This is a genomic window from Nostoc sp. NMS8 (genome assembly GCF_017115045.1).
Taxonomy (GTDB): Bacteria; Cyanobacteriota; Cyanobacteriia; order Cyanobacteriales; family Nostocaceae; genus Nostoc.
In genome coordinates, this window is record NZ_JABXKK010000088.1 from 69,937 (window position 1) to 95,650 (window position 25,714).

18 protein-coding genes, 1 tRNA gene and 1 pseudogene are annotated in these 25,714 nt (G+C 42.6%); 8 read left to right on the forward strand and 12 right to left on the reverse strand.

Going from position 1 to position 25,714, the window contains the following annotated elements; all coding sequences use genetic code 11:
- The first annotated feature begins 324 nt into the window (after positions 1 to 324).
- The 3 genes from HWQ39_RS17845 to HWQ39_RS17855 are packed head-to-tail and all read left to right on the forward strand — an operon-like array spanning position 325 to position 4,023.
- On the forward strand, positions 325 to 873 hold the full coding sequence (locus tag HWQ39_RS17845; RefSeq protein ID WP_292847751.1) for a (2Fe-2S)-binding protein: 549 nt from the start codon (positions 325 to 327) through the stop codon (positions 871 to 873).
- Positions 860 to 1,837, forward strand: coding sequence for a xanthine dehydrogenase family protein subunit M (locus HWQ39_RS17850; RefSeq protein WP_292847754.1), 978 nt, complete (start codon positions 860 to 862; stop codon positions 1,835 to 1,837). The genes HWQ39_RS17845 and HWQ39_RS17850 overlap by 14 nt, the downstream gene beginning before the upstream one ends.
- A complete protein-coding gene (locus HWQ39_RS17855) occupies positions 1,834 to 4,023 on the forward strand; it encodes a xanthine dehydrogenase family protein molybdopterin-binding subunit (RefSeq protein WP_292847757.1) in 2,190 nt (729 codons plus the stop codon). The genes HWQ39_RS17850 and HWQ39_RS17855 overlap by 4 nt, the downstream gene beginning before the upstream one ends.
- Before the next feature lie 101 nt (positions 4,024 to 4,124).
- On the opposite strand, the gene HWQ39_RS17860 is transcribed toward HWQ39_RS17855, so the two are convergent.
- The gene (locus HWQ39_RS17860) at positions 4,125 to 4,787 is read right to left on the reverse strand and encodes a class I SAM-dependent methyltransferase (protein ID WP_292847760.1); all 663 of its coding nucleotides are present in this window, start codon (positions 4,785 to 4,787) and stop codon (positions 4,125 to 4,127) included.
- A gap of 146 nt (positions 4,788 to 4,933) precedes the next feature.
- On the opposite strand from HWQ39_RS17860, the gene HWQ39_RS17865 reads away from it, so the two are divergent.
- From HWQ39_RS17865 to radC, 3 genes are all read left to right on the forward strand, one after another.
- Positions 4,934 to 5,263, forward strand: a complete 330-nt coding sequence (locus HWQ39_RS17865) for a CoA-binding protein (protein WP_366932282.1) — start codon at positions 4,934 to 4,936, stop codon at positions 5,261 to 5,263.
- A gap of 447 nt (positions 5,264 to 5,710) precedes the next feature.
- Positions 5,711 to 6,649 (forward strand): phosphoribulokinase, encoded by a 939-nt coding sequence (locus HWQ39_RS17870; RefSeq protein WP_292847850.1) that lies wholly within the window; start codon positions 5,711 to 5,713, stop codon positions 6,647 to 6,649.
- A gap of 220 nt (positions 6,650 to 6,869) precedes the next feature.
- Positions 6,870 to 7,601: a DNA repair protein RadC gene (radC, locus tag HWQ39_RS17875; protein ID WP_292847763.1), complete on the forward strand. Its 732-nt coding sequence runs from the start codon at positions 6,870 to 6,872 to the stop codon at positions 7,599 to 7,601.
- 428 nt (positions 7,602 to 8,029) lie between these two features.
- On the opposite strand, the gene fba is transcribed toward radC, so the two are convergent.
- The 4 genes from fba to pdhA all read right to left on the reverse strand — a co-directional run bounded on the left by fba (position 8,030) and on the right by pdhA (position 11,586).
- A complete protein-coding gene (fba, locus tag HWQ39_RS17880; RefSeq protein WP_100898838.1) occupies positions 8,030 to 9,109 on the reverse strand; it encodes a class II fructose-bisphosphate aldolase in 1,080 nt (359 codons plus the stop codon).
- A gap of 323 nt (positions 9,110 to 9,432) precedes the next feature.
- Positions 9,433 to 9,504: transfer RNA gene (locus HWQ39_RS17885), tRNA-Lys, on the reverse strand.
- A gap of 61 nt (positions 9,505 to 9,565) precedes the next feature.
- Positions 9,566 to 10,435 carry an aldose epimerase gene (locus HWQ39_RS17890; RefSeq protein ID WP_292847767.1) on the reverse strand — a complete coding sequence of 290 codons (870 nt, stop codon included), beginning with the start codon at positions 10,433 to 10,435 and terminating at the stop codon, positions 9,566 to 9,568.
- A gap of 116 nt (positions 10,436 to 10,551) precedes the next feature.
- Positions 10,552 to 11,586 carry a pyruvate dehydrogenase (acetyl-transferring) E1 component subunit alpha gene (gene pdhA / locus HWQ39_RS17895; RefSeq protein WP_292847769.1) on the reverse strand — a complete coding sequence of 345 codons (1,035 nt, stop codon included), beginning with the start codon at positions 11,584 to 11,586 and terminating at the stop codon, positions 10,552 to 10,554.
- An 824-nt stretch (positions 11,587 to 12,410) separates the two neighbouring features.
- Between pdhA and HWQ39_RS17900 the strand changes: the two genes are divergently transcribed.
- Together HWQ39_RS17900 and HWQ39_RS17905 are read left to right on the forward strand one after the other, a co-directional pair.
- On the forward strand, positions 12,411 to 14,717 hold the full coding sequence (locus HWQ39_RS17900) for an IMS domain-containing protein (protein ID WP_292847772.1): 2,307 nt from the start codon (positions 12,411 to 12,413) through the stop codon (positions 14,715 to 14,717).
- 221 nt (positions 14,718 to 14,938) lie between these two features.
- Positions 14,939 to 15,559 carry a hypothetical protein gene (locus HWQ39_RS17905; protein ID WP_292847775.1) on the forward strand — a complete coding sequence of 207 codons (621 nt, stop codon included), beginning with the start codon at positions 14,939 to 14,941 and terminating at the stop codon, positions 15,557 to 15,559.
- Positions 15,560 to 15,574: 15 nt separating this feature from the next.
- On the opposite strand, the gene dhaL is transcribed toward HWQ39_RS17905, so the two are convergent.
- The 7 genes and pseudogenes from dhaL to HWQ39_RS17940 all read right to left on the reverse strand — a co-directional run bounded on the left by dhaL (position 15,575) and on the right by HWQ39_RS17940 (position 25,693).
- Positions 15,575 to 16,219: a dihydroxyacetone kinase subunit DhaL gene (gene dhaL, locus HWQ39_RS17910; RefSeq protein ID WP_292847778.1), complete on the reverse strand. Its 645-nt coding sequence runs from the start codon at positions 16,217 to 16,219 to the stop codon at positions 15,575 to 15,577.
- 28 nt (positions 16,220 to 16,247) lie between these two features.
- Positions 16,248 to 17,321: a dihydroxyacetone kinase subunit DhaK gene (dhaK, locus tag HWQ39_RS17915; protein ID WP_292847781.1), complete on the reverse strand. Its 1,074-nt coding sequence runs from the start codon at positions 17,319 to 17,321 to the stop codon at positions 16,248 to 16,250.
- Between the two features lie 187 nt (positions 17,322 to 17,508).
- A pseudogene (locus tag HWQ39_RS17920) lies at positions 17,509 to 17,956 on the reverse strand (MBL fold metallo-hydrolase); the annotation flags it as partial.
- 24 nt (positions 17,957 to 17,980) lie between these two features.
- Positions 17,981 to 20,923, reverse strand: coding sequence for an RNaseH domain-containing protein (locus tag HWQ39_RS17925; protein WP_292847784.1), 2,943 nt, complete (start codon positions 20,921 to 20,923; stop codon positions 17,981 to 17,983).
- Between the two features lie 5 nt (positions 20,924 to 20,928).
- A complete protein-coding gene (locus HWQ39_RS17930) occupies positions 20,929 to 22,617 on the reverse strand; it encodes a hypothetical protein (RefSeq protein ID WP_292847787.1) in 1,689 nt (562 codons plus the stop codon).
- Positions 22,618 to 22,647: 30 nt separating this feature from the next.
- On the reverse strand, positions 22,648 to 24,537 hold the full coding sequence (locus HWQ39_RS17935; protein ID WP_292847790.1) for a hypothetical protein: 1,890 nt from the start codon (positions 24,535 to 24,537) through the stop codon (positions 22,648 to 22,650).
- 4 nt (positions 24,538 to 24,541) lie between these two features.
- Positions 24,542 to 25,693 (reverse strand): hypothetical protein, encoded by a 1,152-nt coding sequence (locus HWQ39_RS17940; RefSeq protein ID WP_292847793.1) that lies wholly within the window; start codon positions 25,691 to 25,693, stop codon positions 24,542 to 24,544.
- Positions 25,694 to 25,714: the final 21 nt, after the last annotated feature.

Here is a 25,714-nt window from a genome sequence, read left to right on the forward strand (position 1 = left end):
TCCACAGTCGTTATTTTGACTCTTGGGTACTTTTTTAGTCAATCTTCCTTAAGAATCAACTCGAAATTGGTGTTCTAATGAGTTGTCAACGAATGGTAAACTTGAACCATCAGCAGGAGTCTCAACCTTTGGTCTAGCTCATGGATTAAGCCGTTAGATTCGCCATTATTTAAAGGTGTACGTGCAATAGAGGAATATTACCAAAAATAACTCTAAATTTCCTGGAACACGATAGCCACTAAAGCAGTACTGAGTAATAATTTTTGTTTTGAACTCAGCACTATTTATCTAAAAGGAATGATGTAATTATTATCTGCATAAAATATGGAAGAAAATTCCTTAGCTCCAATAACTTCAAACTCACTGACCCAGGAATTGAAAATATTGGGTTTAGAGGAAGTAGAATTATCTTTGAATATCAATAATGTTTCCTACACCCTGAAGCTAGAACCTCGTGTTACTTTACTGGATGCAATACGCGAAAAGCTGGGTTTGATGGGCACTAAAAAAGCTTGCGATCGCGGTGAATGTGGTGCATGTACTGTATTAGTTGATAATCGGCGAATCAACTCTTGTATGACTCTAGCAATAATGCACATCGGTAGTAGAATTACCACAATTGAGGGATTAGCACAAGATGGCAAACTCCATCCGATGCAAACAGCTTTTATTACCCATGATGCTTTTCAATGTGGCTACTGTACATCGGGTCAAATTGTCTCAGCCGTAGGGATGATATTGGAAGGATTACCAAAATCTGAGGAAGAAATTCGAGAAAAAATGAGTGGAAACCTTTGCCGTTGTGGTGCATATCCAAATATTATCGCGGCGATTCTGGATGTGCTAGAGGAAACAGAAAATGCAGCCATTTAGTTATGCTAAAGTTACCTCAAAAGAAGTAGCGATCGCAACAGTTGAGCAAGACAAAACTGCTGTATTTATTGCAGGTGGCACAGATTTACTCGGATTAATGAAAGATGGTGTCCAAACAGCGAATATATTAATTGATATTAATAGTTTGCCCCTAGCAGATATTCAATTTCAGCCTGATGGAATCCGCATTGGTGCAATCTCTCGCATGAGTGATGTGGCTTTTCATCCCCAAATTCAAGAATTTTATCCAGTAATTAGCCAAGCTTTATTACAAAGTGCTTCACCGCAACTACGAAACATGGCAACAGTGGGCGGTAATTTACTGCAACGAGTCCGCTGTGGTTACTTTCGCGATCCGGTTTTTCCTTGTAATAAACATACTCCCGGTATCGGTTGTTCGGCAATTACAGGTTACAATCGAATGCACGCTATTTTCGGGGCGAGTGAACATTGTATTGCCGTTCATCCCTCAGATTTAGCTGTAGCCTTAACGGCATTAGATGCGGTGATTTGTATCCAAGGGATAGAAAAAAATAGGCGAATTTCAATTCATGATTTTTATCTCTTACCAGGTGAGACGCCACAAAAAGAAACTCTATTACAGCCTGGAGAATTAATTGTTGCCATTGAAGTGGCTAATTCTGCCTATAAATCCCATTATTTAAAAGTTAGAGATCGTGCTTCCTACGAATTTGCTATCGTTTCGGTAGCTGTTGCCTTAGATATAGAACAAAATATCATCAAATCAGCACGCATCGCTTTTGGGGGAGTAGCACCTAAACCTTGGCGTGTATGGGAAGCTGAGGAGTTATTAAAAGGGAAAGCAATTAACGAAGCTATCTTTACAGCCGCAGCCGAAGCAGCCGTCAAAGAAGCGAAACCGCAAACACATAATGAATTCAAAATTGAATTAGTCAAACGCGCTTTGGTACGCGCACTCTCAGTTGTGGCAGAAAAATTATGAATAAAATTATCGGTAAACCACTCGATCGCGTTGATGGTAGGCTGAAAGTTACCGGAGAAGCACCTTACACAGCCGACGTGCCAATAGAGAATTTAACCTATGGAGTGATTTTTCAAAGTACGATCGCTAGCGGTAAAATTATCGAAATAGACACATCCGCCGCCGCAGTCGCCCCTGGTGTGATCGATGTCGTAACTTATCAACAAACCCCATCTTTGGTAAAAATACCCTTCTTTGGCCCTCAACAACCCCAAACAACGGAAAAAGACCATAATATCTACTACGATGGTCAACATTTGGGGATTGTAATTGCCGAAACTTTAGAACAAGCCCAAACTGCTGCCTCTAAGATAAAAATTATCTACACAGAAGCCATTCCGACGCTCACAATGGCACGTGCAGAGATATTTGAACCCGAATCAATATTTTTTGGCATCATGCCGGGTAAAATCACCAGAGGGGACGTTGAATTGGGGAAAGCCCAGGCAGATGTGCTGGTGGAGCAAGTATATACCACACCAATAGAACATCATAATCCCTTAGAACCTTCTGCAACGATCGCAATGTGGGAAAGGGATAATTTGACATTGTATGAAACCACTCAAGGCGTTTCTGCAACCCAAAGAGCGATCGCATCTGTTCTCAATATTCCTCAAGAAAATGTCCGCGTCATCTCCAAATATTTAGGCGGTGGATTTGGTTGTAAGGCGCTGCTGCGATCGCATACAATCTTAGCTGCGATCGCATCTCGTCAAGTAAAACGCCCTGTGAAAGTCGTGCTAACGCGATCACAAATGTACACAGCTTGCGGCCACAGATCGCAAACTCAGCAGCAACTAACATTAGGTGCAACCAGCGAAGGTAAACTAACCCTGATCAATCACATTGGCACATCCTTAACTTCCCTCTTTGATGACTTTGTAGAACCAGTGGGTGCAGCAACAACCATGATGTACGCCTGTCCCAACTTGGAGGTTAAATACCGTTTAGCACGCATCAACGCCGGTACACCAACCTTCATGCGTGGGCCAGGTGAAGCAACCGGAATGTTTGCCCTGGAATCGGCAATGGATGAACTGGCATACACCTTAAATATTGACCCAATAGAACTAAGATTGAGAAATCATGCAGATATCGATCCCTATAAAGAATTACCTTGGTCAAGTAAATCTCTGAAAGAATGTTATCAAAAAGGGGCAGAAATTTTTGGTTGGTTACAACGCAACCCAATTCCCCGTTCCATGCGAGATCGTCATTTTCTGATTGGTTGGGGAATGGCAAGTGCGACATTTCCCACCAATTCGGGAACGGCATCAGTCAAGGTAGAAATTTTTGCGACTGGAAAAGTGCGAGTCCAAAGTGGCACTCAAGATATCGGTAATGGTACTTATACCGTGATGACGCAGGTAGCTGCGGAAGTATTAGGCTTACCAGTGCAGTTTGAACTAGGTGATAGCGATCTTCCAAAAGCCCCAATTACAGGAAACTCAATGACAGTTGCTAGTGTTTCGCCGGCGGTGCATAAAGCTGCGATCGCTGCACGGGATAGAATAATTCAAATGGCGATCGCTGATTCTAATTCTCTGCTTTATGGATCTCAAGCAGAAGATATTACCGTTGAGTCAGGGCAAATATTCTTAAAACAAGATCCATCGAAGCAAGACAGCTATACCGATATTCTGCTTCGCCACGGATTAGAAAGTTTAGAAGTTACAGAGGAATCCTCAGTCAACCCAGAAAGCAAACAATATTCCAAACACTCATTTGGTGCGACATTTGTCGAAGTTGCAGTCGATGAGTTATTGGGAGAAATCAAAATCAGGCGTTGCGTAGGCGTTTATGGTGCTGGACGAATTCTCAACTTTAAGACAGCGCGGAGTCAAGTTATCGGCGGGATTACCTGGGGAATCGGGATGGCGCTGATGGAAAAAACTGTAATGGATGCTAATCAGGGCAGAATAGTTGGTGCTAACCTTTCAGATTACCTGATTCCGGTTCATGCAGATATTCCCAATATGGAAGTGCAATTTGTTGAAGAACACGATGCTTATGTGAATACACTAGGAACCAAAAGCTTAGGGGAACTTCCGATTGTTGGGGTAGCTGCTGCCATATCTAACGCAGTTTATCATGCCACAGGTAAGCGGATTCGTGACTTACCGATTACGCCAGATAAGCTGCTTTGAAAAAAATTATACCAATTTGAATAAAGAATGCGACAGATGGATTCACACAACACAGACACAAAAGGCAATTCTCAATCTAAAATCCAAAATCCAAAATGGTATTACTTCTTGAGTGCCAGAGTTAAACCATCTGCGATCGCAACTAAACTGAGACTAACTCGCTCATCTTGATGCAGCTTTTGATTAAAGGCACGAATTCTTTTAGTTCTATTATCCTGCACTTGGGGGTCAGCAACCCTACCTGACCAGAGGACATTATCGATGGCAATCAATCCCCCCGGACGCACTAATTGCAGCGATCGCTCATAATAACCATCATAGTTACTCTTATCTGCATCAATGAAAGCAAAATCAAAAGTTTCCGCTTCTTCAGTTGCCAGTAGCCGATCCAAAGTCTCCAACGCTGGGGCAATATGCAGTTGAATTTTATCCCTCACTCCAGCTTCCTGCCAATAGCGTCGAGCGATCGTTGTAAACTCCTCACTAATATCACAGGCTACCACCTTACCGTCTCTCGGTAACGCCAATGCCACCACCAAGGAACTATAACCTGTAAATACCCCAATATCCAAAGTTTTCTTCGCTCCCAACAACTGCACCAGTAACGCCAAAAACTGCCCCTGTTCGGGAGCAATTTGCATTCTCCCTATTGGAAACTCGGCTGTTTCCTGTCTTAATTGAGTTAAAATTTCCGGTTCTCGCAGAGAGACTGACAGCAAATAATCATACAGGTGTTGTTCGATTCCTAATGTTTTAGTTGTCATAAAATTGGGCATTGAGAATAGGAGACGAGTCTTTTTTACTCGTAAATGATTTTTTAAAAGCCAAAATTATATTTAAATGCAACTCAGTATGATAAACAAAGCGATGTCTACGACGGGCTGCCCCTACGCTCAGGATATTCTAAATCATGCCAAACCTTAAAGAAGATAATAACGCCCTGCGTGAGGTGTTGATCCAAGCAAAAACCATCGCTATTGTAGGTCACTCTGATAAACGCGATGCCTACGGCAAGGGCTTCGCCCAACGCACCAGTTATAAAATCGCCCAATTCTTGAGGCAAACAGGCTATACAGTCTATGCCATCAACCCTTTAATTAAAGAAATTGACGGTCAAGCCAGTTATGCTGCACTCCAGGAATTACCCGAACCCGTGGATATTATTAACGTGTTTCGCCGTTCTGAGTACTTGCCAGAAATTGTAGATGAAGCAATTTCTATTAATGCGAAAACTGTTTAGACACAACTGGGTATCTGGCATCAACTATCAGCACAAAAAGCTATAGATGCAGGACTCAATGTAGTTATGGATGCTTGTATCAAAATTGAATATTTGCGGCTGAGAGTGGGTTTATTAAGGAATGACTAGTACCGCGAGGCGAAATTAAAAATCCAAAATTAAAAATCCAAAATTAATACAGTGTAAGCATTTCATTAATTTTGAATGGGTGGTTTATTTCCGCCGTGTTGTACTATTTTTATGCGTACAGATAACTCTAACAATCATGTAGATTATAAATTATCATGCAAAAAGCGTAATTTACCGCCGTAGGCATCGCACAAACATTTTATGTGTAGAGATATTGCATACCAAGTCTTTGTTTGAGTTACTTGCTTAAACCCTTCTAAAATAAAAACTATTGTGGGTATTTTATTACTAAAGTTATTTTTATTGTGGGAGGTTATGATGAGCCGTCCAATCATTCTTGGCATTGTCGGCGACAGCGCGGCTGGTAAAACAACACTAACGCGAGGAATCGCTCAAGTACTCGGCCCAGAAAATGTCACGCTCATTTGTACAGATGATTATCACCGTTACGATCGCCAACAACGTGCAGAAATTGGTATTACTGCCCTCCACCCTGACTGCAATTACTTAGATGTTATGCAGCAACACCTATCGTTGCTACGTACAGGACAGCCAATTCTGAAGCCAGTTTACAGCCATAAAACTGGCACATTCGAGGCACCGCAGTATATCAAGCCCAGTAAATTTGTGATCATTGAGGGATTACTCGGTTATTCTACTCGTGCCGCCCGTGACTCTTACGACGTAAAAGTTTACCTTGCACCGCCTGAAGAACTACGCGCTAAATGGAAAATCAAGCGAGACACCCAAAAGCGCGGCTACACTGCTGAACAGGTGCTAGCGGAACTAGAAAAGCGTGAACCAGACTCAGCACAATTTATTCGTCCGCAGCGACAATGGTCTGATATAGTCATTAGTTTTTATCCACCCGCTGAGAATGATGATGAAATCAATGGACATCTAAATGTCCGTCTGGTATTACGTCCGACAATTCCCCACCCAGATTTTACCCAGATTATCAACTCTGGCTATGGTAATTCTGACTCAGCAATCCGCTTGGGGCTAGACAGAGATATGAGTAAACCTGTGGATGTTTTAGAAGTTGATGGTCATGCCACCTTAGAACAGGTGAATAAGTTAGAGCATATTATTTGTTCTGATATGCCCCATTTACGAAGTATTTGCGATCGCGAAAGTAATCCCGAACTGGGTAAAATTGCTGGTACAACTGGAGAAACACTGCAAAGTTATCCTCTAGCACTCACCCAGTTAATAATTACCTACCACATGCTGAAAGCAACTCAAATTTATCAGTAATCAGCGAAGATAAAGGGGTTTAATGGGTTTGTGTAGAGGCAAACCCGCTTGTTGTCAGACTTAGTTAACTTATTTTTAGTGTTTCCTTTGAAAGTTGCAAATGAAATTACCCACACAAACTTACCAAGTTTAAAGATTTTCTCAAATAAAGATGATTTTGAGAGCAAACGAGGGATAACTAAGGATAGTTCTATGTATGGTGCTATTTTCTTAGTTTAATATGACCTATTGCCTCAGAATTGCCGACCTACCTACAAATGAGCGTCCGCGTGAGCGATTAATGACGCATGGAGCCAAAATTTTAGCCACAGCGGAGTTAATTGCAATTCTTCTAGGCACCGGTCAAGGGCCGGGAAAACTATCTGCTGTCGGTTTGGGGCAATATATTCTGAGCGAATTAGGCAAACACCAACGCGATCCTTTAGCAGTTCTGCGAGAAGTTAGCCCCGCAGAGTTGATGCAAATTTCTGGTGTTGGCCCAGCAAAAGCGACAAGTATCTTAGCAGCAATTGAATTAGGTAAACGCGCCTTTCAATCTCGTCCAAACGATCGCACATTAATTGATAGCCCACTTGCTGCTGCTGCTACCCTCAGCCAAGATTTGATGTGGCAGACACAAGAACGTTTTGCAGTGGTGCTGTTAGATGTCAAGAATCGTTTGCTGGGTACGCAAGTAATTACCATTGGCACTGCAACTGAAACCCTCGCCTCTCCCCGTGATATTTTTCGAGAAGTTATTCGTCAAGGCGCAACACGGGCAATAGTTGCCCACAACCATCCTTCTGGAAACCTTGAACCCAGCCAGGAAGATATAGAATTGACGCGTCAGTTATTAGCAGGGGCGCAGCTTTTGGGCATTCCGGTACTAGATCATCTGATTTTGGGCAATGGAAATCATCAGAGTTTACGGGAAATAACAACCTTGTGGGATGAACATCCGCAGGGGGATTAAAATAATTCGTAATTTGTAATTAAAGACTCGTGAGAATTGCAATCCCTAGAAACAATAATCCCCAATACGATTCGGTTAAGGTTTTTTGAGGGTAAATTTTAATTACTCAATGCGGAACTAAGCGCGATCGCTCTTGATAACTCCCATAACAGAAGATTAGCCACTTTAGGCATCAGTTTCTTTTGCAAATATAGTGGTTTTCAATTGCATGGAATACAGGCCTAACCCCCAGCCCCTTCCCTTCAAGGGAAAGGGGAGTAAGATTCAAAGCCTCTCTCCTTTTAGGAGAGAGGTCAAAATGTATTGCATACAAACGAGAATTGCTATAAAACAAAAAACCGGATAAACACCCGGTTTCTGACAACATTAAAATCCTCAGTTTTTTAGGAGCATAGCAGCGCTATGCCCCTATTTATTAGCTGTAAATATTAAACTTTAGCAGCTGCTTTGGTAACAACGTTGAGTTCACCTTTAGCATACTTAGCAGCAAAATCTTCCAAAGAAATTTGCTTAATCTTGCTGGCATTGCCAGCAGTACCAAATTGCTGATAGCGTTCAGCACAAACCTTCTGCATGTATGTAATGGAAGGCTTGAGGAAGTGACGGGGGTCAAACTCCTCTGGTTTTTTAGCCAAAGCTTCACGGACAGCAGCAGTAATAGCCAAACGGTTGTCGGTGTCGATGTTTACTTTACGTACACCACTCTTAATACCTTTTTGGATTTCTTCTACAGGTACACCGTAGGTTTCAGGAATTGCACCACCATACTGGTTAATCAGTGCTAGCAAATCTTCAGGTACAGAAGAAGAACCGTGCATTACCAAGTGGGTGTTAGGCAGACGGCGGTGAATTTCTTCAATGCGGCTGATTGCCAAAATTTCACCTGTCGGCTTGCGGGTAAACTTGTAAGCACCGTGGCTAGTGCCAATGGCAACAGCCAAAGCATCTACTTGGGTTGCTTCTACGAAGTCAACAGCTTCATCGGGGTCGGTTAGCAGTTGAGAGTGGTCGAGTGTACCTTCAAACCCGTGACCATCTTCAGCTTCACCAGCACCAGTTTCTAGAGAACCCAAACAACCGAGTTCACCTTCAACGCTGACACCCAAAGCATGAGCTACATTTACAACTTCGCGGGTAACATTGACGTTGTATTCAAAGCTAGCGGGAGTTTTTGCATCAGCTTCTAAAGAACCATCCATCATCACGCTGGTGAAGTTGTTCTTAATCGCTGAGTAGCAGGTAGCAGGCGCATTCCCATGATCTTGGTGCATGACAATGGGAATGTGAGGATAGGTTTCTACTGCTGCCAAAATCAGATGGCGCAAGAAGTTTTCTCCAGCATAATTACGAGCGCCGCGTGAAGCTTGCAAAATTACGGGGCTATCTGTCTCGACAGCAGCCTTCAGGATTGCCTGAATCTGCTCCAAATTGTTAACGTTGAAAGCTGGGATGCCGTAACCGTTTTCAGCTGCGTGATCCAACAGCAGCCGCAGTGGTACAAGCGCCATAGATAGTCCTCCTAATGTGGTTGTCAGCTAATCGGTCTGAGAGAAGCGTAATCATTACGCTAAATCTTAAGAGTTTTTTCAACTTATAGGAAATTATAACTAGTGTCGTGTGTCTATGTTGAAAAAGTTTACGTCATAGTTAATATAAAAAAGTCCTATACTCGCTCCCTACTGCTGTACTATGTCCTATACACGCTCCCTACTGCTGTACATTTAGCTACCCTATAACTAGTAGCTTTGGTAGCCCAGTATCCCAAATGCTTTTTACTAAAATTATAAATGAGGAGCGATCGCCCCTTTATTTCATCCAATAAATTTCTATATGGGTCGCCCGGGATTCGAACCCGGAACTAATCGGTTAAAAGCCGAGTACTCTACCGTTGAGTTAGCGACCCTTTCGCTGCGTTTCGCAACTTTGCCATCATAGCACAAACATCTGTAGATTTGTAAAGGGATTTAGAAAAAATTTGCCGTTAACCTTATAGATGCTGTATGGCTAGCTCCTGGTGCTAACACAGTCAGGTTATCACCAGTATTGAGAGAGTTACGAGTCGCACTCCAAGGTTCTAAACAGTAGAATTCTTTGCCTTTGACTGTCCAAAATACCAGGTAGCTAGAGAAATCATCATAATCCAAGGTGAGTTTTAACTTCCGGCTGCGATCTATCGCGGTGGCCGATTGACTCGTTAACTGTCCAAAGGCAAAATCAATTTCATCACGGCTAAAGTCAAAATTGCCGTCAAAGGAGTGAATTTCCTTAGTTTGATTGTCTTGATACTGCTGAGAGGGAATTTCAAGCTCTAGCTGAGTTTTATCACCACACAGAAAGTACGGATGGAAACCAGCCGAAAAGGGCATTGGTGTGGATGACAAGTTTTTATACTGCTGGCGGACTTCTAGGGTATTACCTTGAAGTTCGTAGGTGAAAGCCAGTTGAAAATCAAAAGGATAAACAGCCTTGGTTTGCTTATTGCTATTCAGAACAACAGTGAGACTAGCTTGATCTTTAGTTTTTTGTTCTGTTGTTGACCACGGCAATTCACGAGCAAAACCATGTTGTTTGAGAGTATATTTTTGACCGTTATGAGTGTAAGTATTATCTGGTAGATTGCCACAAATAGGAAACAAAATTGGATTCCCACCTCTGACGCTCAACTCAGGATTAGTAAAGCGTTCAGTATCCAGGTAGAAAATTTCTTGCCCTTGAATACGCCAACGAGTTATGATACCACCGCGTTCGGGTACGACTTCCAACTGAGAACCAGCGGCTTCGTCAGAAAGAATATAGGTCTTGTACTGTTGCTGTTGAACTGCAATGCTAAACACAAATTTTAGTCCTGGGATTAGGGATTAGCGATTGGGGATTGGGGATTAACGATTGGGGATTAGGATTAAAATAACTCTTTCCCAGTTCCCAGTCCCCAGTCCCCAATTCCCAAAATTTATTCGTCTTCTGCAAACACGAAACGATATAACTCGCTGGGGTCTGGTTCAGGGCTGCTTTCGGCGAACTTAACTGCCTCGTCGATTACATCCTGAATTTTACGATCAACAGCTTTAATCTCTTGCTCATCCGCCAGACTTTGCTCCAGCAAATAAGCTGCCAACTTCTTAATAGGGTCACGGGCGAACCAAAATTCTTTCTCCGCTTTGCTTCGCATTTCATCTGGATCTGCCAAGGAATGACCTCGGAAGCGGTAGGTAAGTGCTTCAATTAATGTTGGGCCTTCACCTGCACGGGCACGGGCTACAGCTTCTTGAGCCACTGCTCTTACTGCTAGTACATCCATACCATCGACTTCCACGCCCACCATGTTAAACACACTGGCTTTTTTATAAATCTCTGGCTGGGAAGTGGCTCGTTCGTGAGACATACCAATGGCCCACTTATTATTTTCGACCACAAACAGAATTGGCAGTTTCCAGAGGGCTGCCATATTTAACGTCTCGAAAAACTGACCGTTGTTAGCTGCACCGTCGCCAAAAAAGCAAGCTGTAACTTGGTCAGCACTTTCATCTCCTAGCACTTCGCGGCGGTATTTGCTTTGAAAAGCCGCCCCAGCGGCTACAGGAATTCCCTCAGCCACAAAAGCGTAGCCACCAAGCAAGCGATGTTCGGCAGAAAACATGTGCATGGAACCACCGCGCCCTTTGCTGCAACCTGTGGCTTTGCCAAACAATTCTGCCATTACCTCTCTTGCTGGTACACCCGCACTTAGAGCATGTACGTGGTCGCGGTAAGTACTACAAACGTAATCTTCACCTGGTCGCATTGACTGGACAACACCACTGCAAACGGCTTCTTGACCGTTGTACAAATGGACAAAACCAAACATTTTGCCCCTGTAGTACATTTCAGCGCACTTGTCTTCAAACAAGCGTCCTAATACCATGTCCTCATACAACCGTAACCCTTCTTCCTTCGTAATGTGCGTAGTAGCAGGATTAAATGTGGGTAAAGTACGCTCTTGAACCATTATTTTTGAGTATCCCTGTTGTACAACTTAAAGTTACGGTCTTAAAATAAGTTGGTCTGATAACAACTCAGCTTTTAACAGGCTAGCGTTTGCAAGACTCAACAATCAAACTTTATTTATGCACCAAAAAAGGGTCTTAGGGAATAGCTGAAGTTTTAATTTTTGATTTTTAACTTTTCAGCCCATGCCCCGTAAGGATTTGACTCTAACGGCAATATTTACCGCTTTGGGTTTTTCTCTCTCACCGAAACAGTGCTGAGTAAAAAGATTCATAAGTATTACGTCTTACTCAGCACTCCTAAATATTCCCCTTCATAGACTAGCAATCAAGATAGGTTGCTTTCTGCATATCCATTAACAATTTAAAAAAAAGAAGCAAAAGTCCTTGTACCCAAATCGATAATTGTAATTAAAGGTTAATTATGATATGATTTGCTTCTCCTGTTATCAGGGTCAATCCTCAATAGTGGTATTTTTGTTACCCTCTACTGGGAAAGTCCCGAAAAAATCAATTATCAATAGATTCTTGCAACCACAACATTTATGCCGTGATTAAAAGCGGTAGTTGTGGTTTGTGGTATCGAAGGCTGATAATAGTTGTGTTAAACAAAAATACTAAGAAATAAGACAAAAAATTGAGGCTTTCTAGGCGAAAACAAAAAATTAGTACTAGAATGTGACTCAAAATTTCGGGAAGGTACAAAACAAGTTGTTGCAATATACACTTGTAGAGTAAATTCTACACGGCATTATTATGGCACGGTTTTACAGGCCTGGAACGCTCTAGGTGAATTATGTTGATCACGGTGCAGGGGAAGTAGGCTGTGCGAATTCCGCTAGATTACTACCGAATTTTAGGACTACCGTTAGCGGCAAGTGAAGAACAATTGCGGCAGGCATACAGCGATCGCATTGTACAATTGCCACGACGTGAGTATTCTCAGGCAGCAATTTCTTCTCGTAAACAACTCATAGAAGAAGCTTACGTGGTTTTATCAGATCCAAAACAACGCAGTACCTACGATCAGCTTTATCTTGCTCACGCCTATGACCCTGATAACCTTGCTGCTGCCGCAGTAGCACTGGAAAATCGCCCAGAAAGCACCAAACGGGGTAGTGACATCCAAAGTCTAGGTATCGAAATTACCCAAGACGAATTAGTTGGCGCTTTATTAATTTTGCAGGAGTTGGGGGAATACGAACTTGTATTAAAACTAGGTCGTCCGTACCTGGTAAATAAAAATGGTGCTACAAGTGCAAGAAAAAGCAATAATTTAGCAGACGAAGAAATACACGAAAGTGCTGAACATCCCGATGTTGTTCTCACTGTTGCACTTGCTTGTCTAGAATTAGGTCGCGAACAGTGGCAGCAAGGTCACTACGAAAATGCCGCCATATCCTTAGAAACTGGTCAAGAACTGTTAGTACGCGAAGGGTTATTTTCAAGTGTCCAGGCGGAAATTCAGGCGGATCTTTACAAATTGCGGCCATATCGAATTTTAGAGTTGTTGGCACTGCCTCAAGAGAAAACTGCCGAACGCAGCCAAGGTTTAGAATTATTACAAAATCTCTTAGAAGATCGTGGCGGAATTGATGGCACGAACAACGATGACTCTGGTTTAAATATAGATGACTTTCTGCGTTTTATCCAGCAGTTACGCAACCACTTAACAGTCGCAGAACAGCACAAGTTATTTGAAGCCCAAAGCAAACGTAATTCTGCTGTTGCCACTTATTTAGCTGTTTATGCCTTGATAGCACGGGGATTTGCTCAACGGCAACCGGCTTTAATTCGTCAAGCAAGACAAATGCTCATACGTCTGGGTAAGCGCCAAGATGTGCATTTAGAACAGTCGCTATGTGCTTTACTCTTAGGACAAACTGAAGAAGCAACCCGTGTTTTAGAACTTAGTCAAGAGTACGAAGCTTTAGCTTTTATTCGCGAAAAATCTCAAGACTCTCCAGATTTGTTACCAGGGCTGTGTCTATATGCAGAACAGTGGTTGCAACACGAAGTATTTCCCCATTTTCGAGATTTAGCAAACCAGCAAGCTTTTCTAAAAGATTACTTTGCTAACCAACAGGTACAAGCTTATTTAGAAGCACTGCCAACGGATGCAGAAACAACTAATGAATGGGCTGTAATTAACCCCCAATATTTTACCAAGCCGCAGACAAATAATTCGCCTTTCCCTAACAATTCAACTAGGAATTCAGGGAAATTTAATCACAACAGAACACCTGACCTAGATTTGCCAGAAACACCAACAAAAGAGATACCCGAATATTCAAATTTCTCACCACCTATATGGAATTCATCAGAGAGTGTAAAATCAGAGGTTCCTGCTGCTGAACGGACGAGCAGAGGCACTAATCAGCATTTGAATGGTTCAGCTAAAAGTGCTACATCTAATCATAATCAAAAGCGTCGCCGGAGAAAACCGACTCCATCTGCTAGCCGAGTACGTGTACCAGATAATCGCCCTCATTCGCGTCGTCCCCGGCGGCGGCGAACCTTTGCTAACACCATCGAAGGCAAAACACGCCTGGTATGGAGAGTATTTATTTCTTTGGTGAGTCTATTAGTTTTCTGGGTGTTAGCCACAACAACTTTTGGATGGTTAAAAAATCTGTTTTTTCCTACACGAAATGCACCTGTTTCACAGTTGTTTATACAAATAAATGAACCACCAACACTTATTCCCCCTCCAAATAGTAAACCACAACCAACAGATGGCCCTTTAACAGATGCAACGGCAGAAGAAGTTATTCAGAATTGGCTATCTACCAAAGCCGAAGCTTTAGGGCCGAATCATAAGATTAATAATTTAGAGAATATTTTAACTGGTTCAGCTTTGTCTCAATGGCGGCTGATTGCTCAACAAGATAAGACAGACAACCGCTACCGCAAGTACGATCATAGCCTGAAGGTGGAATCTGTAGATAAAATTGAGTTATTTGCAGATCGTGCCGCAGTGGTAGCTACGGTGAAGGAAGCGACACAGTTATATGAAAATGGTCAGTTTCAAAAGTCTTCTAGCGACAATCTGCGAGTTCGGTATGATTTGATTCGAGAACGAGGTAAATGGCATATTCAGAGTGCATCTGTTGTGAATCAGATAATTAGATAAATTGGAATTTTGAAGTTATCTCTATAACTTAGCTCTGCGCTGAACTGTTCCCTTAGAAGGCTTTAATAATTCAGTAATCTGACAAATCAACAATATAACAAGACAAATTTGTATAGGTTGAGAAAGCTAATTCCCAGAAATCGTCGTCCGATTATGCTGATTTCACTGAATTCTGTGGGAATACTTATAAATGGAAGCCTAAATATTCCTCGAAGAGCATTATGTTTGGAAAGATTACAGCAGCATTTAAGAAGTCTAGAAAATTTCTAAAAAGAAGCCTAGAAGAATACATTATATTTAGCTCAGGTGCTAAACAGTTGACTTTGACCAAAAAAATGGTTTTACTTCTCTGTCAACAAGCCGAATCTAGAGTTGACCAATTAAAAAGTCTAAAACCACACTCTGAAGAGGGACTTATTGCAACAATAGAATACAATAAGATTCAAGTACAATTACATTTTACTCCTGAGAAAATAACTCTTAATAAAGATTATCTTGAAGGGGAACTTCGCTTATTGAAACCTCCTGAATTTGATACTGAATCCATTGTTTATCGTTACCTCATTGCAGGTTGGAAAACATTTTTAGGAGGTAAACTTCCCAATGAAGCTTTACCAAAAGAGGTTAGAATTGAAAATGATAAGGTTTACTATACTCTTGCTCGAAATCAATTGCAGCTTTTAGATGACCTTTTCTATAGTCTTGAAAATGGTTCTGCTTTGATTACTAACCTTAAACAAGGAAATTTAACTATTGAAACTTCAGTAGCTTTAAGTTGGAATAATATCAAGCTTCAAAATCTACTTCAACTTCTGAATCTCAAAGTAAAAACAGAGAAATAGTTTTTATTTAAGGCTTTACTCTTTGTCAAAGGAACTTTCTAACACCCCTAATAAACTCTTCAACATCAAATAAGCAGAAGTCCCTCCTGGGTCTGGATGTCCAATACTCCGTTCACCCAGGTAGCTAGCCCGTCCCTTTTTCGCCTGCATTGGTATAGTTTTCTCCAACCCACTTTGGGCTGCTGCTACAGCCTCTTGCATAGCTTCTAGTGTCCCCTTACTTTCTCCTACAGCTTGCCTAAAAGCGGCTACAGCCGGAGATAGCACATCAATCATCGTTTTGTCTCCTAGTTGCGCTTTGCCGCGTTGTAGCACACCGTCTAAGCCTGCTTGGAGTAATCCTAAAATATCTTGTTCTGTTAATTCTTGCTTACCAACTACTGCTGTACTGGCTCGTAAAAACCAGGTGCCATAAAGAGGGCCACTAGCACCGCCAATGGAAGAGATTAAGGTCATACTCACAGCTTTGAGAATGCTGCTGATGTCTTTGTCTGTAAGAGTTGGTAACTGAGCGCTTACCTTTTTGAAACCGCGATCCATATTGATCCCGTGGTCAGCATCTCCGATCGCAGCATCTAATTCTGTCAAATATGATTTATTCTGCTCTATCTCGGTTGCATAAGCTTGCAACCATTGTAATATCTGCGTCTGACTCAACATATTAAAATAATTCGTAATTCATAATTAGTTAAATTCCCCAGCGCCAACTTGTTGTTTTTACTGGTGCGTCCCATAGCCGGATCATCTCATCATCTAATTTCAGCAGGGTAATGGAACAACCTTGCATTTCTAGAGATGTGATGTAAGGGCCTATCAAGTTTCGCACAATTTGCAATCCTTGCTGTTCGCAGATTTGGGCGAGTTTGCGGTAAACAAGATACAGTTCGGAAATCGGGGTTCCACCCATACTATTGACGAAAGCTAACAAGCGATCGCCTTTGGTAAATGGGAGATTTGTTAGTTCTATATCTATCCATTCTTCTTTGTCTTCATCCCACTCGCGGAGTATGCGGCTGTATGCTGCATCTTCAAGGAGCGATCGCGTCAAAATTTCGGTAATTTCGTCTACTGGTTTGATGGATGTACGCTCTGTTCCTGGCTCACCGTGAATACCGATACCTAATTCGATTTCGCGATCGCTCAATTCAAATGTCGGTGTTCCATTAGCGGGCACTGTACAGGATGTTAGAGCAATTCCCATACTCCGCCCATTCAGATTGACTCGGCGGCATAAATTTGCTATTTGTGGCAAATCATACCCAGCCTCAGCCGCCGCGCCACAAATTTTTTCCGCCAGGATTGTTGTTCCTACGCCCCGCCGTCCTTGGGTATAGAGGCTATCTTTCACTGCTACATCATCATCAATCAAAATATTTAGCACCCGAATGCCTTCACCACGGGCTAATTCTGTTGCGATATCAAAATTCATCACATCGCCACTGTAATTTTTGACGATATAAAGGATACCTGAACCTCCATCTACAAGCTTTGCTGCTTCTAGCATTTGGTCGGGAGTTGGTGAAGTGAAAACCTCCCCAGGACAAGCTGCATCCAGCATTCCTTTGCCGACGAAGCCAGCGTGCATTGGTTCATGTCCACTGCCACCACCAGAAATAATTGCTACTTTACCCTGTATTGGTGCATCGGCTCGATAGACAAAAGTCGGATCGTAGTTCAGTTTAATTAAATCGGAATGAGCCGCCGCCATACCTTCTAGACTTTCCCGCACAAAGTCTTCCGGCTTGTTGATCAGCTTTTTCATAATCCGTGTTTGGTTAAAAGGGTGCTAAAACCCAGGTTATAGCGCTTCTGGTTTGTATGCAATATAGTTTGACCTCTCTCCAAATCTCTCTCCTAAAAAGAGAGAAACTTTGACTTTTCCGGTCTTTCGCGTCGGGAAGGGGATTAGGTTTTTCTAGATGGCGTAAAAAGTCAGTTATTTTTTAATGTCAATCCAAAGATTCGATTAACTCAATACACTTGTGCATTTGCTGGCGTATTGGTTTCTCTATCGGTATGAAACCTTCGTCCATGACCTGGTAGCACCCATTCAAAAGAGTAATTAGCCAAATTACGCATTGATTTAATCTGTCCTGACCAAGAATACCAGCAGAAACCGTGGAATGCAGCCAGTTGATGCAAGCTTTCTGACCAAGCGAGATGATCGCCAGTGAACAGAAACTTATTTTTATAGAGTAGGACTGTTTGTCCTTTGATGTGATCGGGAACTGGGATAATTAATAAATCTGGAGTCAAGGCAAATGGTTCAGAACCAGTTAGCTGTATTTCTACATTGCGAGTATCCGCAGTAATATCATCAGTGTGGAGGATGCGATCGCACTGAAAATGCTCGGCAAATTTTTGATGATCTGCCATATCATCCTTATGAGTTAGGTACTTTCGTTATGCCTGACGTTAAATTTATAGATTTACACCAAGTATACACAGATGATCTTCTATGAGTTCCTGCCCTAAATGCATTGGGTATGGCAAAATGATATTTCCCATAGACCAAGCAGGTGAACATCTTAAATAGTAAGGTACTCGACATAGTGCTTTTAAAGCTTCTTCTGTCTGAAAATCTGGGTGTACAAAGAATGGCACTATCTCCACCATCTGTTGATGTTTGAATGGAATGTTAGCACCGTATTTATCCTCTTGGAAGCCAAGTTTATAAAGTTCGGGTATTGGCATTTCATCTTGTGCCTTCTGTGTTTTTGGTAGCCTTCCCACAGAGAAGTAATGTAGTAGTTCTGGTGCTGACTTATCGTAAAAACCGCTCAGATGTTGGAAATCTCGTGCTGGACAGTCTTCGTTCCAAGCTTCTCGATTGGTAATGTACTGTGGTGTTTCTTTACCAGTGCGAATCCGAATTACTGCTAATAAGTTCTGTAGTTGTTTGTTGTCACGCTTATACTCGCAACTGTTACCAGGAACGTGGCAGAAGTCGAGAACGTTGTGTTTTGCCAGAAGGTTCTCATTTTGCAACTGGGGCCAGATTTTGCCATCATTGTCTTCGCCGCGTCCATTACGCCACCCTTCAGCTTCAATTAGAACAATAGTTGGTCGGTCTAAATGTTTGGTTAGTACGCGTGCAACAAACTGTACTAATTGTGTACCGTTCAACTTGATTTTACTTTGAAGGCGCTTTTTATTTTCTTGGCGATCGCGACGTGCCTCAGCAAAAATTTTTCCGACAGCAATTCCCGCCTGCGTGTAAGGAATCCAATCATTAGCATCGGGAAGTAGTACATCTACCGCACCCGTTGCACGCAGACGAACCGCAAGAGCATAGTGAACATCACCTTGATATTGGGTAGTTTTGTGACGATAAAAGGCAATTACATCTAAGTCTTGGGCAATTTCTTTCGGTATCTTTGCTGAACCATAAACTTGAGAAGGTAGTCCGTATAGCGCCCCAATTTGACGCAATGTTCCATCGAGTACAGCATTCATCACACGCCCTTTTACTGGTTTGCTGTAAGATGGTGATTTGTCTTCATCATCTTCTGTATCATTTGATTTTGCTGTAACCGTCTGTATCATTTGCGAATTAATTCCTTCCCTGACACAAGCTTCACGAATAGCTCCTTTGATATTCTGTTGGGGGAGAACTCCCTTTGTTTTGATTCGGCCAATTTCGATAATTGCTAAACAGTGGGGATTAGTCTCAAAATTTATCAGAGGAATAGCAAGTTGCTTAAAAAAGCTACGCCACAACTCTCGCTTTTTTTGATGCTGCTCGCGTATCTGCTCATCAAATTTGCTACCATCTTTAGGTCTAAAACCATTTGTATTAAATTTCTCTAAAAGCTTGGCATTATCAATCAAAATTTTTGAAAATGTAATGTGTGCTGGAAAATCTTCATTTTCATTGAGAAGGAATACATCGCGTAATTTCTGGTAAACCACTTCATAAGTATCTTGTTTTCGATAAATGAGAAAAATATGCATTGGCTGACCCTGCAATGCTCGGCAAATAGTATCAGCAACAATTCGTTGATAAAATTCGCGTCCTTTACGAGGTCTAGAAATAAATTCGTAATCGCGCATAGCTAATGGTACTTTCTGACGAGATGGCGTAGGAATATCAGATTGCATTGGATTATCTGGTATCAAAACGCCGTTGAGCGGTTCCAGTACCCGTGCAATGATATCGCCTCGTTCTAGAAAACTAAATCCCGTTTTGATACTGTGTCCTCGTCTACGTTTCTCATGCTCGTACCTATACCCCTCAACATGAATTAGATAATATTCGTCTCTATCACCCCAGTTAGTTGAGTTGTTTAAATTACCCAATGTCGCAGGATTGTTAAGAATATTTTCTGGCTGTTCTAGAGCGCGTGCCTTGAAGGATGCAAGCAGTTCCGGCAGTTGCAATCTCCACAAATTCTCTGTTTCTTTGCCGTTGTTTTCAATGACCAGACGTACTAGGGTAGAATCTACCTCGTAATCGGATAAACGTGCCTTGTTCATACCCATGAGAACAGAGAAGTCACGGCCATAATTGCCATCTAATAAGGGTTCATGAGGATATCGCTGGCAACTTAAATGTAAGAAAATCCACGGCTCTAAATTGCCGTTGTTATTGAGCCGTCCTGCTTGCGTCTCAACATTAAAGTCTAGGCGATAAGCAAAATAACCTTCTCTTTCCTTGCCATTTTTATCCGTGTAATTTGCCTTAAACGGTTTACTAACTAGGTAAAGTCCAACCTTACTCGAACCACCTCCCTGTACTTTCCGCCATTGAATTTCCTGCTCTGTTTTTCCAGAGCGAATTATGCACTTCTTACCATGCAACATGGTTGCGAGAAGACTGGGAATAGCTTGAAATCCCAATCCTTTCTCTGCGTTGATATCGCGCACAAGTGTTTCCGGCTTAATACGTTGCCACTTCCAATCAGGCGGCATTACAGCTATTCTTTCGAGGAAGCGATCGCACACGCTATTCACTTCATCTGTTTTACCTTTATCACGATATTGCTTTGTCCACTCCTGCGCCCAAATTCTCACTAATGCATGTATTTGCTGGGGTGTGGGAGTCTTCAATGGGTTCTCTGGTGTTCCCACAGCTAATGCTTGATATAAAGAAAGCTGGCTTTCCTCGTCAAAACTATGAAACTCAAAACCGTATGTGAGCGTAGATGCACAGGCAAGCAGAGCATTATTTAACTGGCGATAAGGCCACCTAACCTCCCTGTTGTTGCCACGATACAAGACTTGTTTTATATCGTGGCAAAAGTCTGCAACCACCTGAACAAAAGGAAATGACAGTACAGCAATATCTAGATTGGCAAAGGCATCTGTCACCAAGTTCATCCGGGCAGGTAGCAAAATATTTGCTGGTGTAATTTTACTAGTCATACTCTTTATCTATCTCTTGCGTCTATTTCCCAGTTAAAGCCATCGATATCAGCCAAAGCATCTGCTATTGATTGGTATAAAGCTCGACTGATAACATCTTCACTAACATAGTCACAAAGCAAATCAATGATTGCTGCTAGCAAGCTGGTACGTGGTGTATCAGGCTGTTGCTCTTTGGCATAGTTTGGTGCCCAAGCAGCATCAACAAAATAAGCGTGAAAGGGAACACCTCCACGCAAAAGACGACCTACGGCTTGAACTATTACGCCCGCAGTAGTTGCGGCTAAATCTTGGCGCGGAAAGGCACGTAACTCTTCATTTGCACGCAGTGTTTTGTAGTAAGAACGATGTTCTACCGATCGCCAGTAACGTGCAGCCAACCGACGCACGGCTTCCGCACGTCCTAAAATTCCGTCTCCTTCCCAAGCAACGAAATTCGCATCTTCCATCCAATCCAAAGCACGACGGTTGATTTCTTGAGCGATCGCTTGAGTATCATGTGGATGAGGATAGGGACGGGTGAGAAAGTAAACCGCACCAAAAGCAGCTTTGCCATTTGCATTCAAAATGTTGAATCCGCGCCCCATAGCACTTATCGGTGCAGCCAGAATTTTGCCGCCAGTACGCGCGAAAGTTTCGATGTCAGCACGGTTGAAAGCGCCAACTTCCATCCTGGATTGATAGTCGATGTCATCATCAGTAATAGTTTCGGTGCGATCGCGCTGCAAATGGTAGACTTGCTCACGCATACCCCACCAACATTGACGGATTTCGTCTGCTACCCATCGTGCCTGGTCATAGGAGTTGACGAGTAACAGTAGGCGTTCCCTATCCTGCCAAAAATCTGGATTGCTCTCGCCAAGCTGTTTCAATTCCTCAAGCTCCTGTCCTAAATCACCGCTACCGTTGTTGCCAATCAACGCTTGTGCCATCTCTTTAAACATTCCCATTTTCTGGCGTTCAGGTGTTCCAGAAATACGGATAGGTTCACCTTTGCGGTTCGGTTGAGGCAGGAACTTGAAGTGGCTTTGAGCGATCGCTTCTGTGGCGCTCGGCTCTGGCATCAAAATACCCTGGGGATTGCCAACATGAAACTGTGTGGAATCTCGTAGATAAGATGTTCCTGATAGTGCCAGGATGTTAGGGCCGCGTTGACCATCCAAGTCTGTGAGCAAACGATGAAAGTTCAAAACGTAGTAACGACCAATATTCGTATAGGCAAACAAAGATAAAGCATTTTCGCTGCTGTTCTCAGACTGGTTGTGATTGTCATCCTTGCGGGAATAGTAAGTACCAAACTGCCGCCCTGTTGGTGGTAAGGGTAAAATATTTAACATTGCTGTGGGCATACGGCGATGTGGCGGCTCCTCATCTAGAATGGGTGGTCGATGATGCCATTCGTAAAAAACAATGCGTGTGTGTCGATCTAAAAGGGTGATGGTAAGCGCAAACTGTAAACGATAAGCTAGGGTTTCGAGGGTGTCTACTGGATCTGTTTGTTCGTCATTTTTTGAGGAGTTTCGCCGCTTTTTCTTAGCTGTCTGCTGTGAATTTTGACGTTTTTCTAGTTCTGCTCGCAGTTGCACTAATAGTTTTCCTGTATCGGGAAAAAAATCAACTATCCAGGCTTGGCAAGCACGATAAATACTGTCATCGGTAGCACTTTCGCCAATACTATTAATCTGTTGAATCAAAAGTGCCAGTCTATTAACTTTAGGATTGGATCAAGGCTGCCCAAGTAATGGATCGTCGTCGAGTAATGCGTCAAAATATTGCATTATGTCCTGTACACGTTGGTTATTAGCTTTAATTTCTTGCTCAGTAACATCAGGATGATCTAACTCTTCAAGCCCAGCAAGGCGACGAGCAAATTTGTAGAGGAGAGAATTAGGTGTGAAATAACCACGTTCTATCCATTTACGTAAAAACTCGTGTCCTAAATGTTTATCTAATAGGGTTAATGTTGCTGTGACTACACTTTGTACATGACGTTCTGCGGTTGTCCATCGCTGCATCAATGGTGGGCTGACACGGTTAAACCTCATGTAATCTTCAGTTTTCACCCCAATGTCATCAAAAACACCACCATTTGTCAATAAAACTTTCTCAGCATATACGTCATCAAACCACTTAATCACTGTGTCTACTTCATCGAATACGACAATATCGGAATGTTGATAAACGAGTTCCCCTATCTTGATCGGACGTAATTCTAGATGACGTGGCAAACCAGCCATTGCCATTGCACCTGGAGTGGTAATCCAAACACGGGCAGCAGGCATATCACGATATACCTGCTGTGATGGGCAGGTGGCAAAAAACGGACACAAGTGAGACACACCAGGGTAATTGTTTTGTTTTTTACGCTCACTTTCACTTTTTGGTGCTTCTTTCAAAGAGTGACATGGCTCGTTTCCAGGCTTGAGTGGCTTGCCGTGCAAACGGTCGAAGATGTCGCTAGACTGTAGCAATCCTTGTAAAGCACAAGCTGTCCCCAAAAAGCGATCGCCCCAGTGTGGTTGTCCGCGTTGCCAGTGTTCCTGAAAGTCTTTCGAGGCATAGAAACTTTTTAGGTGCGCGTCTCGTTTACTGCGCCCTAGTAACGGTACTGCAACAGGTTCATCGTTTTCTGGATCGTCACAGAACCACCAATTAATTTGATTTGCTAACCGAATTGCCGACTGTACATCACTGACAACCAATGTGATGCGGCGATCAAGGTGATTTCGCAAAACATCGACGGCAAGCAACGTTGACAGGGTAGACTTTCCAGAGGCAACCTGTCCCGCAAGATGTACAAAACCATCCAACTCTAGTGGTTCTGTATTCCGCTCACTAAGCGTACCGTCTTCCTGAATTTTATGAAAGTTGATTTTGCGAAAACGGCTTACCCAGTGTCCCTTTTGTGTTTCATGCCAACCATATCGGCGTGCGAGTAACTGTTCGCGGCGATCGAGGAACTCTGCATTTGATTCTAAATCTGGAATTCGCAATGAAAAAGGCTCACGAGAGCGTGGTCTGGGAAACCAAGATTGTTGTCGTGCTGTACTTAAATGTTCTGGTGTGAACTGTACTTGCATTGTGACTGTTTCTTTTTCTGTCTTAGCCTGGAATTGGTATCCGACTCCTGCCTCTGCGTGTTCAACCCTGCGTTGGCGAAAATCCAAATCCGCACTCAGAGAGTTTTCGTATACATTTTGGTTGACTTGATCCCTAAGATGTTTCGCAGCATGAATAATCTGAGAATCTAAATCCTGGATATCAAAATCATAGTTACGTCTATTTTGCGGAATATTGCGGACGTAGAAACGTAATGCCCCCAACCATGCAAAACGTGCAGAAAACGGAATAATTTGCCGAGCGTTAGCAACTGCACGCCGTTGCACCTCATCTAAGTTTTGTAAACATGGGTGTCGCAAAGGCGTACCACTGAGTATTGCCCAAACTGCTGTTACTGGTTCATCATCGATTTCTAAACGTTCCATCAAGGCAAAGCCAAGTTCTACCTGAAGTAATAATTGGGCTTGCTCTCGATTTAGCTCAGAGTTATCTTTCAATTCTTTTACACGCTCTGTAAAAATAGCAGGTGGCTCAAATAATGTCATTTGACTCATAATGCTATTTCCCTTTACTCAAATGCATTATCTTGGTGCTGACTCGTTCTTCAAAAACTGTATCACTGAAAAGATGGGTGCTTTTTGGCAATCCTGTTGCTTCTTCACGCAGAATTTCGATGTAATCTTGGCGCTGATGCAGACGATGGCTAGGAATAACATAAAAACTTTCGTCGTAGCGCAAATAGCCTTCTCCGAATATCGGCTTCAGTTGCAAAGCCAAATCATACGGATTTCGGTAGTCTTTGATATCTACAGCCCACACTGAGCCATCACCAAAACGTAATTGTAAGTCGTAACGGTCAATACCAGGCCACAGTTGAACTTCGCAAAGATGTTCTGGCTGTTGTTTATGCAGCTTTTTTAAAGCCTCAAACAGATGTATCTCTGGGATTCCAGGCAAACAGACACGCCAGTGAATACCAAACTTGAGGCGACGCAGACCTTGCTTCCAAGAAATGCGCCGGACATGGGACAAGTTTTTACGATGGTCATTGCAAACGCTTGGCTTAATGCCACGTAGATGTCCATGTTTTTTAATTAAAGGGCCGCAGCGATCGCAGCACCAATAAGATTCATTTTCCTTACAGTCTTCGTACAGTTCGCCGACATCATCAATAGAGACATAACGTGTTTGAGAAAAGGTGTTACGAAGCTGCTCTAGAGTAGTGTAAGAATTCGTAATCAAAAATTGACGCAGCAAAACATATTCCTGTTGAGCGCGTTCAGCATCCTTTTCGTTAGCTTGTTGCAGCTTGTCCAGCAACCTCAAAAACTGAAAGTTCTCCAATGCAATTTGTTGTACTTTCACAGAAGCGAACTCAGGAAGTTGCGCTCGTTTAAGCAACTGTTCGTAAAAATACTGGCTTGCTTCCTCACTTAGCGCTCTATCGTATATCAAGCCATATTCTGAGTCAAACTCCTTCGGGATTACCAGTGGGTACCATGTTTGCAAAGGTTTTTCTAAAAGAGCCAAAAAACCTTCTAAAGTACGTGGATAAGGAATAGCTGTCATCTTCAATGCCAGAGTATTGGAGGCACGGTGTAAGAAATCAGGGTATGGGTATTTAGGGAGTTGGTATTGAGTATCTGGACGGAAAAACTCTGCTAAACCAACAATCAACAAATCAAATATGATTATTTCACTGTTATCCAAGAAGTACCTCCTTTGTATAAA